This is a genomic window from Megalodesulfovibrio gigas DSM 1382 = ATCC 19364, assembly GCF_000468495.1.
GTDB classification, from domain to species: domain Bacteria; phylum Desulfobacterota; class Desulfovibrionia; order Desulfovibrionales; family Desulfovibrionaceae; genus Megalodesulfovibrio; species Megalodesulfovibrio gigas.
Map to the genome: position 1 here is coordinate 2,188,493 of NC_022444.1, position 15,215 is coordinate 2,203,707.

A 15,215-nucleotide genomic window follows, 5' to 3' on the forward strand; every position below is an offset into this window, starting at 1 on the left:
ATCACAATAACAGTCTTTGGAAAGGGGGGTCTTCCCCCGAGAACTCCTTTCAAAGATAACTTACTCTAGTCGCGGGGATGCAGGCAGCCGTCTTCGGATTCGCTGGCGTGCATGACAATGCGGTTGCGGCCGGCGCTTTTGGCGGCGTAGAGGGCTGTGTCTGCGGCGTGAATCAAGGCGTCCGGGTCCATGCCCTGGCCGGGGAGGGCGCAGGCGCCGCCCACGCTCACCGTCACCAGGGGGCTGACTTCGCTGGAGGTGTGTTCCATTTCCAACTCTTCCACCAGCTGCTGCACCTGCTGGGCGATGGCCAGGGCGCCGTCAGAGTCGGTGTTGGGGAGCATGGCCACGAATTCTTCGCCGCCAAACCGGGCGGCCAGATCTGCCGGGCGATGCATGGAGCCGGCCACGGCCCGGGCCACGGCGCGCAGGCAGCTGTCTCCCTGCAGGTGGCCGTAGGTGTCGTTGTATTTTTTGAAGTGGTCGATGTCGATCATCAGGATGGAGAGGGGGCGGTGGTCGCGCCGGGCGCGCAGCCATTCGGCGGCATAGGCCTTGTCGAAGCGGCGGCGGTTGGCAATGCCGGTGAGGCCGTCCAGGTTGGAGAGCAGCTCGAACTTGTCCTTCAGGGCTTGCAGTTCCTGCTCCCTGGCCTTGCGCCGGTCGGTTTCTTCCTTCAGACGCAAGGCGGCCTTCACGCGGGCGCGCAGCTCCATCAGGTTGATGGGTTTGGTGAGGAAGTCGATGGCGCCGGCATTGAAGCCGTCTTCCAGCACGTCTTTTTCGTCGCTGGCGGAGATGAGGATGACCGGGATATCCTGCAGGTGCGGGTCTGCCTTCATCATGCGGGTGGCGGTAATGCCGTCCAGCCCGGGCAGGTTGATGTCCATGAGCACCAGATCAAAGGGCCGGCAGGCGGGAGAGCCGTCTGCCGCAGGAGTGCAGGTTTCGGCCAGCAACTGCATGGCCTTGCGGGCATCATCCACCACATCCAGCTGGTCGTGTCCACTTTTGGCAAGGCAGTGTTCCAACTGCAGGGCAGCCACGGGGGAGTCATCGACAATAAGAATTCGGTGCATGGATGTCCCGGCAAGTTATAGGATATTTTTTTAAAAATTCGCACAGTTGCAGGGCTGCGTCAATGGGTTCCCGGCGAGAGACGCAAAAATGTCACGCGGTGTGCCGGGGCTGGTTGGTGCAAAAGCCTAGGCAAACGCGCCGCTTCCTGCTAAGTAAGTCGCGCCACAAATGGCCCCCGCAATCCAATTTCCCTTTCATCTGTTTTCTGCAGGAGCATCACATGCAGGCTTCGCGCCGCAATGCCGCCATTCGCAATGTCGCCATTATCGCCCACGTTGACCATGGAAAAACCACCCTCGTGGACGCGCTGTTCAAGCAATCCGGCCTGTTCCGAGAAGGCCAGGCCGTGGACGACCGGCTCATGGACCGTCTGGAACTGGAACGCGAACGCGGCATCACCATCGCGGCCAAAAACTGCGCCGTAACGTGGAACGACATCAAGATCAACATCATTGACACCCCCGGCCACGCCGACTTCGGCGGCGAGGTGGAACGCGCCCTCTCCATGGCCGATGGAGCCATTCTGCTGGTGGATGCCGCCGAAGGTCCTCTGCCGCAAACACGCTTTGTGTTGCGCAAGGCCCTTTCCGCACATTTGCCGGTCATTGCCATCATCAATAAAATTGACCGCAAGGACGCCCGCGCCGACGAGGTGCTCAACGAAATCTACGACCTGTTCATCGACCTGGACGCCGAGGAAGATCAGCTCGAATTCCCGGTGCTGTACGCCATTGGTCGCGATGGGTTGGCCAAGCGCAGCCTGGACGGCGAGGAGACCGATCTTTCCGTCCTGTTCCAGACCATTCTGGACCATATCCCCCCGCCAATCTGCGAGCCGGAAAAGCCGTTCCAGATGCTCGTTTCGGACCTGGGCTATTCGGACTATCTGGGCCGTCTGGCCATCGGCAAGGTCTTTTCCGGTCAGGCCAAGGCCGGGGCGGAGCTGGCCTGCATTCCGGAATCCGGCCAGCCCAAGAGCCTGCGCGTGACCAAACTGCAGCAGTGCCACGGCCTCGGCTTCATTGATGCCGTGGAAGTGCAGGCCGGGGATATCGCCGTGTTGGCCGGCATTGAAGATGTGATGATCGGCGACACCATCTGCGCCAAGGATACCCCCGTGGCCCTGCCGCGCATTCGCGTGGACGAGCCCACCGTGGCCATGCAGTTCATGCCCAACAACTCGCCCTATGCCGGCCGCGAAGGCCAGCATGTGCAAAGCGCCAAGATCCGCGAGCGCCTGCAGCGCGAAACCCTGCGCAACGTGGCCATTCGCCTGGAGGAAGGCGAAGGCAAGGACTCCATGCTGGTCAAGGGCCGCGGCGAGTTCCAGATGGCCATCCTCATTGAAACCATGCGCCGCGAAGGCTTTGAACTCACCGTGGGCCGGCCGCAGGTCATTCTCAAGAACATCAATGGCCAGCTCCATGAGCCCATCGAAAAGCTGTACGTGGACTGCGACGAAGCCTTCCTGGGCGTGGTGACGGAAAAACTCTCCCAGCGCAAGGGCCGCATGACCAATCTGGTGAACAAGGGCACGGGCCGGGTGCGCATTGAGTTCTCCATCCCCTCGCGCGGGCTCATCGGCTACCGCGACGAGTTCCTGACGGACACCAAGGGCACCGGCCTGATGAACTCCATCCTGGACGGCTATGAGCCGTACCGCGGCGAGTTCCCCACGCGCTTCACCGGCTCGCTGGTGTGCGATCGCATGGGCGCAGCCGTGGCCTACGCCTTGTTCAACCTGGAGCCGCGCGGCGAAATGTTTGTGGAGCCCGGCGATCTGGTGTACGAAGGCATGGTGGTGGGCGAGCACAACCGGGAAAACGACATCAACATCAACCCCACCAAAGAAAAGAAACTCACCAACATGCGGGCCTCCGGCAAGGATGAACACGTCATTCTTACGCCGGTGCGGCCCATGACCCTGGAGCGGGCCCTGCACTTCATCAAGGAAGATGAACTGGTGGAGGTGACGCCCCTCTCCATCCGCCTGCGCAAAATGGAACTGACGGCGGCCAAGCGGCACACGATGGACGGTGCCAAGAAAAAGGCCGATAAATAGGACCGGGAACACGGAGGGGATCGGGATTGATGCTCGTGCACGGTGCGGGGAGACCCCCGTCATTGTCTTGACATCGCCCCGATTCCCGTCCATATCATTGGTGCCAACGCGCGGCGATCTTTTTACAAAAATGTGCATCCCGCGGGGAGGCTGAGTCACGACCCAAGGAGAAAGGCCTGCCACATGGCCATGATTGAAATCAAAGCCCTCAATAAATGGTACGGCGAGTTCCATGTGCTCAAAGACGTTTCCGAGACGGTGGAGCAGGGCGAGGTGCTGGTCATATGCGGCCCCTCCGGCTCGGGCAAGAGCACGCTCATTCGTTGCGTGAACCGGCTGGAAGAGTATCAAAAAGGCACGATCCTCATCGAAGGCAAGGACATTCACGACCCTGACGTGGATGTGAACGAGCTGCGCACGCACATCGGCATCGTGTTCCAGCAGTTCAACCTGTACCCGCATTTGTCCGTGCTCAAGAACATTTCCCTGGCGCCCATCAAGGTCAAAAAGACGCCCCGGGCCGAGGCCGAAGAAGTAGCCCTGGCCCTGCTGGAGCGGGTGGGCATCCACGATCAGGCCCACAAATATCCGGCCGAACTCTCCGGCGGGCAGCAGCAGCGGGTGGCCATCGCCCGCGCCCTGGCCATGAAGCCCAAGATTATGCTCTTCGACGAGCCCACGTCTGCGCTTGATCCGGAAATGATCAACGAAGTGCTCAACGTCATGAAGGACCTGGCCCGCGATGGCATGACCATGCTCTGCGTGACCCACGAAATGGGCTTTGCCCGCGAAGTGGCGGATCGGGTGATCTTCATGGATGGCGGCCTGATTATTGAAGAAGGCGCGCCGCAAGCGTTCTTCTCCAATCCCAAGCATGAACGGACGCAGGCGTTTCTGCGCGAAATTTTATAAGGCGGCGGCCGTGGCCTGCGGGCGCGGCTTCTGGGCGGCTCGGGCTGCCCGCACCATCATGACGAGGAGGCTGCAATGCGTAAGGTTGTGAAGCTGTTGGCTCTTTCCCTGGCCATGCTTGTTCTGGCCGCCCCGGCGTTTGCCGGCAAGCTGGAAAGCATCAAGGCAGCCGGCGTGCTCAAGGCCGGCGTGAAGGATTCCCAGGTCCCCTTTGGGTACGTGGATGAAAAAACCAGCAAGATCGTCGGCTTCGAAATCGATCTTATGCAGGCCCTGGCCGACAAGCTGGGCGTGAAGCTGGATGTGAAGCCCGTGACCTCCGCCACCCGCATCCCCATGCTCACCCAGGGCGACATCGACATCATCGCCGCCACCATGACCCACAAGAAGGAACGTGAGGATCAGATCGATTTCTCCATCACCTACTTCCAGACTGGTCAGAAGCTCCTGGTGAAGAAAGACGGCGGCGTGAAGACTGTGGCCGATCTGGCCGGCAAGAAGGTCGGCTCTGCCAAGGGCTCCACCTCCGAGCAGAACGTCAAGAAGGCCCAGCCCGAGTGCACCGTGGTGTCCTTCGAAACGTATCCCGAAGCCTTCCTGGCCCTCAAGCAGGGCAAGGTGCAGGCTGTGACCACCGACGAATCCATCCTCCTGGGCCTCAAGAACAGCGACGAAAAGTCTGGCGACTATGAAATCGTGGGTGAATACATCTCCCCTGAGCCGTACGGCCTGGGCATGGTGGAAAACGACTCCGACTTCCGCGACTTCGTCAACCTGACCCTCATGGAACTCTGGGAAACCGGCAAGTTCCAGACCATGTACACCAAGTGGTTCGGCAAGGACACCCCGAACTACATTCCCCTGGACTGGAAGCTGGAACTCTGGCCCTAGGCCTTTGCTGCTTGTCTGCATGGTCCGGCCCGGGTACCTTTCCGGCCGGGCCATGCCTGTTCCCTTTTTGACGGCCCCACAGTGAACGAGGAACGCCTTGGCCTATTCATTTGACTTTGGCCTCGTGGTTTCAGGCGAATATGGCGAGTGGCTGCGCCAGGGCCTGCTGACCACGCTGCACATTTCCGCCATCTCCATCGTCGGCTCCCTGCTGCTGGGCACGCTGGTGGCGGTGCTGCGGCTGTCGCGCATCAAGCCCCTGGTGTGGGGCAGCGCTGCCTTTACGGAGTTCTTCCGCAACACGCCGCTGCTGGTGCAGATTTTTTTCTGGTATTTCGGGTCGTATTCCGTGCTGCCGGACTTCGTGAACGAGTGGCTGTACAAGCGGGATTTTGAATTCGCTGCCGGGGTCATCGCGCTCACCGTGTACACGGCGGCCTTCATCGCCGAAGACATCCGCTCCGGCGTGTTCGCCATTCCCAAGACGCAGCTGGAAGCCTCCCGGGCCACGGGCCTTTCGTTTTTGCAGGCCATGCGGTACGTCATCCTGCCCCAGGCCTTCCGCATCATCATCCCGCCGTTGATCTCGCAGTTCCTGAATCTGGTGAAAAATTCCTCCCTGGTGATGGCCGTGGGGGTGATGGAACTGACCTACATGGCGCGGCAGATCGAGGCGTACACGTTCCACGGCCTGGAGGCGTTTACCGTCTCCACGCTGATGTACCTGTCCATTTCCCTCGTGATCTCCTTCGCGGTCAACATGTACAACAAGCGCGTGCTCAAGATCGCGCCGCGGTAGGGGATAATCATGCGTTGGGATGTCGTCGTCAACAACCTGCAGTACTTTTTGCTGGGAGCCTGGCCCAACGGGGAGCTGGGCGGCCTTGCCATGACCATCCTCCTGGCGGTGGGGGGGATTTTCGGGGCGTTCTGGCTGGGGCTCGTGGTGGGGCTGTTTCGCATGTCCCGCTCGGGCTGGCTCCGCTGGTCGGCCTTTGTGTACATCGAAATCATCCGCGGCACGCCGCTGCTGATGGTCATTTTCTGGTTCTATTTTCTGGCGCCGGCGCTCCTGGGGCACAGCCTGCCCGGCTCGTACAGCGCCCTGTGCGCCCTCATCGTGTTCACCAGCGCCTATATTGCCGAAATCGTGCGCGCCGGCGTCATCTCCCTGCCCAAGGGGCAGATGGAGGCCGCCCGCTCCACCGGCCTTACCCGCGGGCAGGCCATGCGTCATGTCATCCTGCCGCAGGCGTTGTTCAACATGATCCCGTCCTTCGTGAACCAGTTCGTCAGCCTCACCAAGGATACCTCCCTGGCCTTCATCATCGGCGTGAACGAGCTCACCAAGACCGCCACCCAGGTGAACAACCGGACCATGAACGCGCCCACGGAAATTTTCATCGCCATCGCGCTGCTGTATTTCGTCATCTGCTACGTGCTGACGGCGTTTTCCCGCCGGCTGGAAAAGAAGCTGGCCCGCTATCAGGCGCGAGGACGGTAGGGACCTCTTGGCAGGATGCCCCGGAGACGCAGGCTCCGTCACACGAGAGCAGGCTGTCTTTGAAAGGTTTTCCCCCTCGCAATGTCCTTTTTCAAGAGTAAAATGCTCTAGGGGAGCCGCTTTGCGCGGCTCCTTTTTTTTGTGGTGCGTCCTACAGGGCAGCCGTCAGGATGAAGCGGAACAGATCCGGCGAGAAGCCCCGGGGGCCGGCGGTCTTGCCTTCGTAGACGTTGACGCGGCGCACCCGCAGGCAGTCCAGGGATTCGTCATTGAAGCCGCGCTCCAGGGTGGCGGCGCTGGTGTAGCCGGCCGCCATGGCCGCCCGGCGCACGGCCAGGGAGTGGTCGCCGTTGGGATAGGCCAGGGCGCGGACCTCCTGCCCCAGCCGCTGCCGCAGCACGCGGCGGGATTCCTCCAACTGGGCGGCGCGCACCTCGGGCGTGGCGGCCGGCAGCAGCACATGGTCCACGGTGTGGGAGCCGAAGGCCACGCCGCGGCGCTGCATGGCGTGCACGTCATCCCAATCCAGCATGGCATTGGCCGCATGGACCTCCGGGGGCAGGGCAGGATGCCCCAGCCCGTCCAGCAGGGCTGTGGCCAGACGCTCGCCGGCATCCGGGGTTGATTGCTTGAGCAATCGGGTCAGCCGATGCGAATCCAGCACGCCGTTGTGGTGCGCGCGCTGCCAGAGGCCGGCCAGGTCCGGTGGAAGCGGGGGCGGCGCATTGCGGGAGCCGTCCACGGCCTGCAGCAGTCGCAGGGCATGCGTCAGCCGTTCCTGCCAGAAGAGCCTGCCCGTGCCGATGACGCCGGTGGTCAGATACACCAGGGCCGGCAGGCCGTGGCGCTCCAGGATGGGCAGGGCCGTGGTGCGGGTGTCTTTCCAGCCATCGTCGAAGGTGATGGCCACGGCCCGGCGCGGCAGTTGCCCGCGGGCCAGGAGATCCAGCCCGTCTTCCAGGGGCACCACGGCGCATTCGGCGGCCAGCAGGGCCATCTGTCGGGCAAAGGAGTCTTCCCGGACCACGATATACGGCGAACTGAGCACTGCCGCCGCCTGATCCTCGGGCACCACGCGATGGTAGCACAGCACCAGCAGGGTTTGCCCGCGCCGGGCCAGCCGCGGCATGCCCAGGCGGGTCAGGGCGGCGGCCCCCAGCAGCTTGAGGCGGCGCTTGAATGAGATGGTCATGAATTCAGGTACTCCGTCACCCTGTCGCCCCAGTCGGCCTCGTTTTCGGACAACTGAAACAAGGCTTGCGCCGTGCCGACGATGCGCGCCAGCACGCCCAGGATATCCAGCACGGGGATGAGGACGATGCCCGCGACACGCTGCGCAATCCTGTCTGCCTGGTCGATGTCCGGGTGCGCACGGGTGCACCATGTTTTGAAGGATTTGACGCACTGCACCGCCGCCGCCACCCCCCAGATGCCCAGAGCCCAGGGCTGCAGGGCGGGAACAACCAGACTGGCCGCCAGCAGCGAGCCCAGGCCGATGTATTGCACCACCTGCCGCCAGCGTTTGGCAATCATGGCGCGCGTGCGCAGGCCGCGGCGCTGGCTGCGGCAGCGTCGCACCAGGATGTCCCAGAGCCCGGGCCCGAGCTGCCAGAACACCACGGCGTCCTCCGCAAAGGTGTAGCGGGGTTGCAGCTTGTCCAGTTTGTTGACGAACAGGGGATCCTCGCCAAAGCGCAACCACTCGGCAAAGCCGCCTGCCTTTTCCCATAGTTCGCGCCGGTAGCACACAGAATCGCCCCCGGCGGCGTTCTCTTTGAAGGAGGTCTGTTCGAGGGGCAGATCCGGCGGCGGCGCACGCCGGATCCATCGCCCGCGGAGAGACACGGCGCCGTAGATGGAGCCCAGGTCGATGCGACGGCCCAGGACAGTCGTCCAGATGGGCATGATCTTGCTGTTGCCGGTCACGTATTCGGCTGAACCGTCCAGGATGGGCGCGCGGATGGTGTCCAGCCAGATGGCGTTGGGCAGATTGCCGCCATCCACCTGGGCGATGATGGGTGCATCCGTGGCGCGGATGCCGGCGTTGCGGGCCGCCCCGGGATAGGCGCCGGGCACGCGAAGCGGCTTGAGCTGCGGATGCGTGGCGGCAAAACAGGTGACGAATTCCCATGTGCCGTCGTCGGACCCGGCATCCACCACCACCAGCTCATCCCCGGGCGAAAGCTGGGCATACAGCGTGGTGAGCAGCGTGGCTAGGCCGCGCAACTCGTTTTTCATGGGCACGATCACTGCGGTTTTCATGGCCGTTCCTTTTTGCCGCGCAGCTTGGCGCGAACCGCCTGGCTCAACTGCCGACGGATCACGGTGACGTCCTTTCTGGACAACAACAACATGGAGGCCGGGGAGGCGCCAGTGATGCGGAAGAAGCAGATCAGGCAGGCCGCCGCCGAAAAGGTGTAGCAGATGCTGGAGGTAATGGCTGCACCGGCGATGCCCAGCCAGGGGATGGCGATCACATTGAGGCCGAGATTGAGGAACATGGAGCAGACGCTGATCCAGGACGTCAAGCCCGGCCGGTTCAGGCTGTACAAATCCGCCTTGATGAGCTGGTACACCGCCAGGGACAGAATGCCCGGCAGCAGCAGCACCATGGCCGGCAGGCTGGGCAGGAATTCCCGGCCGTACAACACCAGAATGACCGGCTTGGCCAGCAGACCGGCCAGCAGCAGCATGGGCGCAAGCACTGCCACGGTGTATTTGATGATGGTGGCCGAAAAGGCCCGGGCGGTGGTCTGGTCGTCATCCTCGGCCATGGCCATGCGCAGGGGCATGAAGGGCAGGGCCACGGCATCGGGCAAAAAGAGCAGCACTTCCGCCAGGGAGACGGCCGCGGCGTATTGTCCCAGTTCCTCCACGGGCAGATAATGCGCCAGCAGGAGCATGTCCACGCGGCGGGTCACGGCGCCGGCAAACTGGCTCACATTGCCTCGCAGGCCGTAGCCGATGGCCTGTCTGGCCAGGGACAGGCTCACCCCCAGCCCTCGGGTCTGACGCAGCAACCGGCGCACGGACATGCCGATCATCAGCAGCAGGGAGAGCACCCAGGCCCAGCAGGCAGCCGCCAGGGCCTCCCCCAGCAGGGGCCACAACAGCAGCATCACCACGATGGGCGCTGCGGAGTTCACCACCTGGATGACGTTCAGATAGCGGATGTCGCTGGCGGCCATGAGCAGGTCGCTGCATAGGTGCATGGCCAGGGTGAGGGGGATGCCCAGAAAAATGAAGAGTGAGATGGCCTGGATGGCCTCCCAGTTGTTGGCCATGAATCCGGCCCCGAGCTGATGCATGGCCAGGGCCAGGCAGGCCAGCACCGCACCCTGCAGCACGGCATAACAGATGGCATTGCCCAGCAGCGTGCCCAGGGGTTCCTTTTTGGTGGCCCCAAGATACAGACTGCCCAGGCCGAAGCCCAGGTTGCCGAAGCTTACGAACAGGCCGGGGATGGTGTTCAGCAGGCTGTAAATGCCGCGCGCTTCCGGACCAAGCGCCCGGGTGATGAGCACGTTTTTGCCCACCCGCACGACCAGATTGGCCACCGTGGTGAGCAGGGTGATAAAGGCGAAGCCCGAGAGACGGCCGAGGGCGGCATCCAGGGCGGAACGCTGCGGTTCATTGCCCGCGGGAGACTGGGCCGGATCGGTCATGCTCGCCTCGTCAGCGTTTCATAGAGTGCCGTCATGGTTTCCACCCGGGCATGGAAGGAGAATTCGCGTTCCACCCGTGCCCGGCCAGCCTGCCCCATGCGGCGGAGCAGGTCGGGATCGCGCATCAAGGACAGCACCGCCCGGGCCAGGGCGTCGGGGATGTCGTCCTGCGTGGGGGGAATGAGGACTCCCGTGGTCCCGTCCTGCACCAGATCCGGCACGCCGCCCACGGCCGTGGCCACCACCGGCACGGCCATGGCCATGGCCTCCAGCACGTTGTTGGGCAGGCCTTCGGTGCGGGAGGGATTCACCAGCAGCGTCAGCCGGTCCAGCAGGCAGCGGATGGCCGTTTCTTCCAGACGTCCCGTCAACACCACATGATCGCCCAATCCCAGTTCGCCGGCCAGGCGTCGGCAGGCGTCCAGGCACGGCCCGTCCCCGGCCAGCACAAAGCCGGCATCGGGCATGGCCCGGACCACGCGGGCGGCCATCTGCACAAACCGCTCGGGAGCCTTTTCGTCAGACAGTCGCCCTACATATCCCACCCAACGCCAGGAAGGGGCAAGCATGGCCAGCGCCGGATGTGTTGCGGCCTGTCCTGGCTGCCAGCGCAGGGTATCCACGCCGTTGGGCAGATACTGCACACTGCGCGCTCCGGCCTGCCGGGCGGCGTGCTCAAGGGGGCGACTCACGGCCAGCACCTGCTCAAACCGGCGCAGGCACAGGCGATCCAGCCGGGCAAACAGGGCGCTCTTGCGGGATCGGGGCGCGGTCCAGCCATGCAGGGTGGTGATGATCCGGACCCGGGACGCCGCCAGTGGCATCAGCGCGCCCAGCAGGTCGCCCTTGGGCTCGTGGCAATGCAGCACGTCCACCCGCTCGCGTTGCAACAGATGGCGCAGGGCCTGGAATTGGGTGCAATCGAAGAGCGACCTGCCGGGAATCTCCAGCAGGGAGGCTCCGGCATCCCGGGCGCGATGGCGGATGCCGTCCAGGCTGTCATCAGGTTTGCGCAGGTAGATGCACAGCAGGCGCACCCGGGCGGGATCAATCAGCGAGGCCTCGGCAAAGATGGTCTTGTCCGGCCCGCCGCCGCTGCCCGAAGCGCTGCGCAAGTGCGCCACAGTGACAGGCGTGCTGGCGGGAGAGGGGGAAGCACGTGGTGGCATGGGTGCGCGAATGGATTTGAGGATGGCGCGACGGCCTTTCGTCGCGTATGGCTGTGTGTACCACACATTGCCCGGATATGGAAAACAAAAGATGCCAGGAGGTCGCGATGCGTCAACAAGTGTTCCGGACCTGCCTTGCCGTGGTGCTGGTGCTGGCCTGGGCCGCCCTGGCCGTGGCTGGCGATGCGGATGTGGCCGTGGTGCGGGAGCAGGTGCGCCGGGCCATTCTGGAGGAGGAGGGCACGACCGCGGCCAAGGATGTGGAGTGGATGGTCAGGAACCTGAGCGCCATGGGCCGCTGGCCGGATGTGGACTATCAGGACGTCAGCGCGGCGCGGTGGAAACCCCGGGCGCACATGGAACGGCTGCTGGCCATGGCCGGCGCCTGGGCCGCCCCTGCCGGGCCGTTCAAGGGCAGTCCCGCGGTGCTGGATGCCTGCCGCCGGGCCCTGGATTTCTGGCTGGCCAAGGATTTTCAGTCCAAGAACTGGTGGTACAACGAACTGTCCATCCCCAGGCGCATGGGCTCGGTGCTGCTGCTGCTGGAATCCCAGCTGGATGCCGAACAGCGGCGCAAGGGGCTGGGCATCGTGGGCCGGGGCTGGGCCGGACTGAAGCATGAAGCCTGGGAGGCCAACCTGAACCAGGTGGACAGGGCCTCCGTCCGCATTCTGCAAGGATGTCTGGAACACAATCCGCACATGCTTGCCGAGGCCTTCGCCTCCGTCACCTTCACCCTGGGGCAGGACCCTGCCGAGGCCCGCAAGTCCGGCGGCATTCAGCCAGATCTGAGCTTTCAGATGCATGGCCCGCAGCTCTATACCGGCGGTTACGGGCTCATCTATCCGGCCACCATCCTGGAAATCGCCCGCTTTGCCCGGGGCACGCAATGGGCGCTCACCTCGGCCCAGCTGGAACACCTGACGGGCTACATGCTGGATCATCAACGCTGGGTGGTGCGTGGCCCGTGGCTGGATCCGGCCACCCTGGGGCGCAACATCTCGCGGCCCGATGCAGACAACGCCGGCCTGCTGGATCGGGCGCTGGAACTGCTGGCCGGCTTCAATCCCCCGCGGCTGGCCGAAGCCGCCGCCTTTCGCGAGGAGATCAAGGCCCCGGGCCGGGGCGGTCCTGCCGGGAATCGCTACTTCTGGAACTCCGAATACATGGTCCATCGCCGGCCCGGCGTGCTCGCCACGGTACGGATGGTCTCCACCCGCACCCGCGGCACGGAAAGCGGCAACGGCGAGAATCTTAAGGGCGAGCACCTCTCCCAGGGGTCCTTTTTCCTGCTGCGTCGGGGGGATGACTATGCCGGTCTGTTCCCGGCCTGGGACTGGCGCATGGTGCCCGGGGTGACGGCCCTGCAGGCGCCGCCGCCCTTTGCCCAGTACACCTGGGGCCGCGGCTCGGAAGGCGAGAGCGACTTTGCCGGCGGCGTCAGCGATGGCGAACACGGCGCGGCAGCCATGGACTTTCGATACAAGGGCCTCACGGCCCGCAAAAGCTGGATGTTTTTTGACGACCTGGCCGTGCTCCTGGGCGCAGGCATCGGCCACGCCGGCGGGCCGGTGTATTCCACCATGGATCAGCGCCGCCTGACAGGACCGGCCGCAAGCGGCGCAGGACCGGGCGGCCAGCCCCTGCCCAAGGATTTGACCATGGCCGCGCCCGCCCGCTGGATCTGGAATGGCGGCGTCGGCTGGCTGTCTTTGGAGGAAGCGCCCCTGCAGGTACAGGCGGCGGTGCAGGAAGGTGACTGGCAGGACATCAACACCAGTCTGGAATCCCGCCGCGTGCGCGAGCCGGTGTTGAGCATCTGGAAGGATCACGGCGTCTCCCCCAGGGATCATACGTATGCTGTGCTGGTGGGGTTGGCGCATGACGAAGCCGCCTTCCGCAGCCTGACCGGTGCGCCGCCGGTGCAGGTGCTGGCCAATACGCCGGCCCTGCAGGCTGCGTCGCATCCGAAAAAAGGACTCACCGCCGCCGTGTTCTATCAGCCGGGCAGCCTGACCGTGCGTCAGGGGCTGACCGTCACCGTGGAGCAGCCGTGCCTGGTGTTACTTCGGGAGGATGCCCAGACCCTGGCCGTGAGCGTGGCCAATCCGCGCAGTGCCGCCATGACGGCCAGCCTGCGCTGCTCCATGCCGCTGACGGGGGAGGGCGCCACGCCGGATGCCGATGGCGTCCGCCTGGAGATTCCTTTGCCGGCTGCGGAACAGGCCGGCCGCACGCGCACGGTGGTGTATCGCAAGTGAGCAGGAGAAAGGGAAGAGCCTCTCTGCAGAAAGGTTCTTCCCCGAGAACTCCTTTCAACGATAACCTGTCCTAAAACCGCAGCAGGGGGATGGCTGTGGGCAGGGAGTTGTCCTTGACGGAATACCAGGTCGTCGGGCCGCGATGGGTTTCGTCGCCATCTTTTTCGAAGATGGAAAGCTCCACGTCCTTGGCCAGGGGTTCGTAATACAGCGCCAGCTTGCGGGCCTGACCCGGCTCCTGCTTGAGCTTCACGCGCACCGGCCCCTTGCGCCAGCTCCAGACCGTGGCCGGGCCGTCCTGGCGGGACTTGTCCACCCCCAGCTGTTTTTCCAGGGAGGCCTTGAGAGTGTCAAAGGCTTCCTGGGAGGGGATGTCCACATAGACGGCAAACACCTTGCCTTTGGTTGTGCCGTAGACCACCCGCTGCACGGCCACACCGCCCACCACGTATGTTTTGGATCGATCCACGTAGAATTCGGCCATGTTCTTGACGCCGATTTTTTCCAGGGCCGGGAATTGGGCGATATCCGCCCCCCAGGGAATCTCCTGGAACCCCTGCTCCAGGGGCAGCGTTTTGTGCGCAGCAGCGGCGGCGGGCATGGGCATGCAGATCACAACCAGGGCAAGGACGGCGAGCAGTCGAAGGGTCATCATGGTCCTCGGTCTCTACGGTTAGGGGACACAGCGCTGCCGGCGGCGCGGCTCTCCTGCTCATGGCATGAAGCGGCGCGCAGCACAAGATGCTGTGCGTGTTCATATTGACACAACGCGCAACGGATTTTACCACAAGATGAACACCACGGACAGACCGAAAATGGGGGGCCGATGGCAGAATATCTTTTTTCGTGCATCCGATGTTCCTGGAAAGGCGGGGAAGACAAACTGGCGTACATGCTGCCGCCGTTCGGTGTGGGCGTGGGGATTCCAGTGTGTCCGCAGTGTGGGGCTGAGGTGACCATGGTTCCCCCCGGCCAGACCGAGCAGCCCCCCGGCACGGTTCCGCCGCCACCCAGCCCGTAACGAGGAGGTGTGCATGGGACTCCCGGCCCGCATCATCGATGAATACACGTACGCGGACTATGCCGCCTGGCCCGAGGAGCAGCGCTACGAGCTCCTGGACGGCGAGGCCGTGCGCATGGCCGCAGCGCCTACGGTCAGGCACCAGCGGCTTGTCCGGACGCTGCTGGTGTTGTTGGACAGACAGTTGGAAGACTCACCTTGCGAATCCTTGCTGGCCCCCACGGCCGTGCTGCTGGATGCCCCGCTCCTGGGTCGGGATCTGGCCCGTACCGTGGTGGAGCCGGATTTGCTGGTGATCTGCGATGCCGACAAGATCAAGCCCCATGGCGTGGAAGGTGCGCCGGATCTGGTGGTGGAGGTGTTGTCCCCTTCCACACTGCTGCGGGACACGCAAACCAAGTTCGCCCTGTACGACCGCTTCGGGGTGGCGGAATACTGGATTGTGGACCCGGAAGGCGCGCTGCTGCACCAGTTCGTGCGTCAGACGGCCGATCCGGACGCCGTCGCCGATCCCGCGCCCGCACCGCCGAGTTTGATGCACGTGCGGACCTGGACCGCCACCGAAATGCTGGAGAGCGCGGCCGTGCCGGGACTGACCATCCCCTTGCACAAGGTGTTTGCCGGCTGAAAAGGCGCGCGCGGGCGTGCTG

The 15,215-nt window shown here is 64.0% G+C and carries 13 protein-coding genes; 7 read left to right on the top strand and 6 right to left on the bottom strand.

The features are described from left to right. Nucleotides 1–65: 65 nt before the first annotated feature. Nucleotides 66–1,079, bottom strand: a complete 1,014-nt coding sequence (locus DGI_RS09620) for a diguanylate cyclase (RefSeq protein WP_021760784.1) — start codon at nt 1,077–1,079, stop codon at nt 66–68. A gap of 221 nt (nt 1,080–1,300) precedes the next feature. Between DGI_RS09620 and typA the strand changes: the two genes are divergently transcribed. The 5 genes from typA (at nt 1,301) to DGI_RS09645 (ending at nt 6,449) form a co-directional block, all read left to right on the top strand. Continuing rightward, nucleotides 1,301–3,142, top strand: coding sequence for a translational GTPase TypA (gene typA / locus DGI_RS09625; RefSeq protein WP_021760785.1), 1,842 nt, complete (start codon nt 1,301–1,303; stop codon nt 3,140–3,142). A gap of 183 nt (nt 3,143–3,325) precedes the next feature. Then, complete coding sequence (locus tag DGI_RS09630) at nt 3,326–4,054, top strand: amino acid ABC transporter ATP-binding protein (RefSeq protein ID WP_021760786.1); 729 nt, start codon at nt 3,326–3,328, stop codon at nt 4,052–4,054. Between the two features lie 75 nt (nt 4,055–4,129). After that, a complete protein-coding gene (locus DGI_RS09635; protein ID WP_021760787.1) occupies nt 4,130–4,945 on the top strand; it encodes an ABC transporter substrate-binding protein in 816 nt (271 codons plus the stop codon). A gap of 97 nt (nt 4,946–5,042) precedes the next feature. Beyond that, on the top strand, nt 5,043–5,744 hold the full coding sequence (locus tag DGI_RS09640; protein ID WP_021760788.1) for an amino acid ABC transporter permease: 702 nt from the start codon (nt 5,043–5,045) through the stop codon (nt 5,742–5,744). A 9-nt stretch (nt 5,745–5,753) separates the two neighbouring features. Then, the gene (locus DGI_RS09645; RefSeq protein WP_021760789.1) at nt 5,754–6,449 is read left to right on the top strand and encodes an amino acid ABC transporter permease; all 696 of its coding nucleotides are present in this window, start codon (nt 5,754–5,756) and stop codon (nt 6,447–6,449) included. A 151-nt stretch (nt 6,450–6,600) separates the two neighbouring features. Here the strand turns inward: DGI_RS09645 and DGI_RS18775 are convergent, their stop codons facing one another. Genes DGI_RS18775 through DGI_RS09665 form a run of 4 tightly spaced genes read right to left on the bottom strand, consistent with a single transcriptional unit; the run spans nt 6,601 to nt 11,229 of the window. Beyond that, entirely contained in the window at nt 6,601–7,641 is a 1,041-nt protein-coding gene (locus tag DGI_RS18775; protein ID WP_021760790.1) for a polysaccharide deacetylase family protein, read from the bottom strand. Then, complete coding sequence (locus DGI_RS09655; protein WP_021760791.1) at nt 7,638–8,711, bottom strand: glycosyltransferase family 2 protein; 1,074 nt, start codon at nt 8,709–8,711, stop codon at nt 7,638–7,640. Before DGI_RS09655 ends, DGI_RS18775 begins: the two co-directional genes overlap by 4 nt. After that, nucleotides 8,708–10,114, bottom strand: a complete 1,407-nt coding sequence (locus DGI_RS09660) for a flippase (protein WP_021760792.1) — start codon at nt 10,112–10,114, stop codon at nt 8,708–8,710. Before DGI_RS09660 ends, DGI_RS09655 begins: the two co-directional genes overlap by 4 nt. After that, nucleotides 10,111–11,229 carry a glycosyltransferase family 4 protein gene (locus tag DGI_RS09665; protein WP_158407315.1) on the bottom strand — a complete coding sequence of 373 codons (1,119 nt, stop codon included), beginning with the start codon at nt 11,227–11,229 and terminating at the stop codon, nt 10,111–10,113. Before DGI_RS09665 ends, DGI_RS09660 begins: the two co-directional genes overlap by 4 nt. A gap of 161 nt (nt 11,230–11,390) precedes the next feature. Between DGI_RS09665 and DGI_RS09670 the strand changes: the two genes are divergently transcribed. Further along, on the top strand, nt 11,391–13,544 hold the full coding sequence (locus DGI_RS09670) for a polysaccharide lyase family 8 super-sandwich domain-containing protein (protein WP_021760794.1): 2,154 nt from the start codon (nt 11,391–11,393) through the stop codon (nt 13,542–13,544). 70 nt (nt 13,545–13,614) lie between these two features. On the opposite strand, the gene DGI_RS09675 is transcribed toward DGI_RS09670, so the two are convergent. After that, on the bottom strand, nt 13,615–14,199 hold the full coding sequence (locus DGI_RS09675) for a hypothetical protein (protein WP_027193390.1): 585 nt from the start codon (nt 14,197–14,199) through the stop codon (nt 13,615–13,617). A gap of 379 nt (nt 14,200–14,578) precedes the next feature. Between DGI_RS09675 and DGI_RS09680 the strand changes: the two genes are divergently transcribed. Further along, nucleotides 14,579–15,193 carry a Uma2 family endonuclease gene (locus DGI_RS09680; RefSeq protein WP_021760796.1) on the top strand — a complete coding sequence of 205 codons (615 nt, stop codon included), beginning with the start codon at nt 14,579–14,581 and terminating at the stop codon, nt 15,191–15,193. Nucleotides 15,194–15,215: the final 22 nt, after the last annotated feature.

What these genes read in the sequence shown, in the direction of transcription:
- DGI_RS09620 (WP_021760784.1), bottom strand. Translation starts at nt 1,079, where the DNA reads ATGCACCGAATTCTTATTGTCGATGACTCCCCCGTGGCTGCCCTGCAG.
- typA (WP_021760785.1), top strand. Translation starts at nt 1,301, where the DNA reads ATGCAGGCTTCGCGCCGCAATGCCGCCATTCGCAATGTCGCCATTATC.
- DGI_RS09630 (WP_021760786.1), top strand. Translation starts at nt 3,326, where the DNA reads ATGGCCATGATTGAAATCAAAGCCCTCAATAAATGGTACGGCGAGTTC.
- DGI_RS09635 (WP_021760787.1), top strand. Translation starts at nt 4,130, where the DNA reads ATGCGTAAGGTTGTGAAGCTGTTGGCTCTTTCCCTGGCCATGCTTGTT.
- DGI_RS09645 (WP_021760789.1), top strand. Translation starts at nt 5,754, where the DNA reads ATGCGTTGGGATGTCGTCGTCAACAACCTGCAGTACTTTTTGCTGGGA.
- DGI_RS18775 (WP_021760790.1), bottom strand. Translation starts at nt 7,641, where the DNA reads ATGACCATCTCATTCAAGCGCCGCCTCAAGCTGCTGGGGGCCGCCGCC.
- DGI_RS09655 (WP_021760791.1), bottom strand. Translation starts at nt 8,711, where the DNA reads ATGAAAACCGCAGTGATCGTGCCCATGAAAAACGAGTTGCGCGGCCTA.
- DGI_RS09660 (WP_021760792.1), bottom strand. Translation starts at nt 10,114, where the DNA reads ATGACCGATCCGGCCCAGTCTCCCGCGGGCAATGAACCGCAGCGTTCC.
- DGI_RS09670 (WP_021760794.1), top strand. Translation starts at nt 11,391, where the DNA reads ATGCGTCAACAAGTGTTCCGGACCTGCCTTGCCGTGGTGCTGGTGCTG.
- DGI_RS09675 (WP_027193390.1), bottom strand. Translation starts at nt 14,199, where the DNA reads ATGATGACCCTTCGACTGCTCGCCGTCCTTGCCCTGGTTGTGATCTGC.
- DGI_RS09680 (WP_021760796.1), top strand. Translation starts at nt 14,579, where the DNA reads ATGGGACTCCCGGCCCGCATCATCGATGAATACACGTACGCGGACTAT.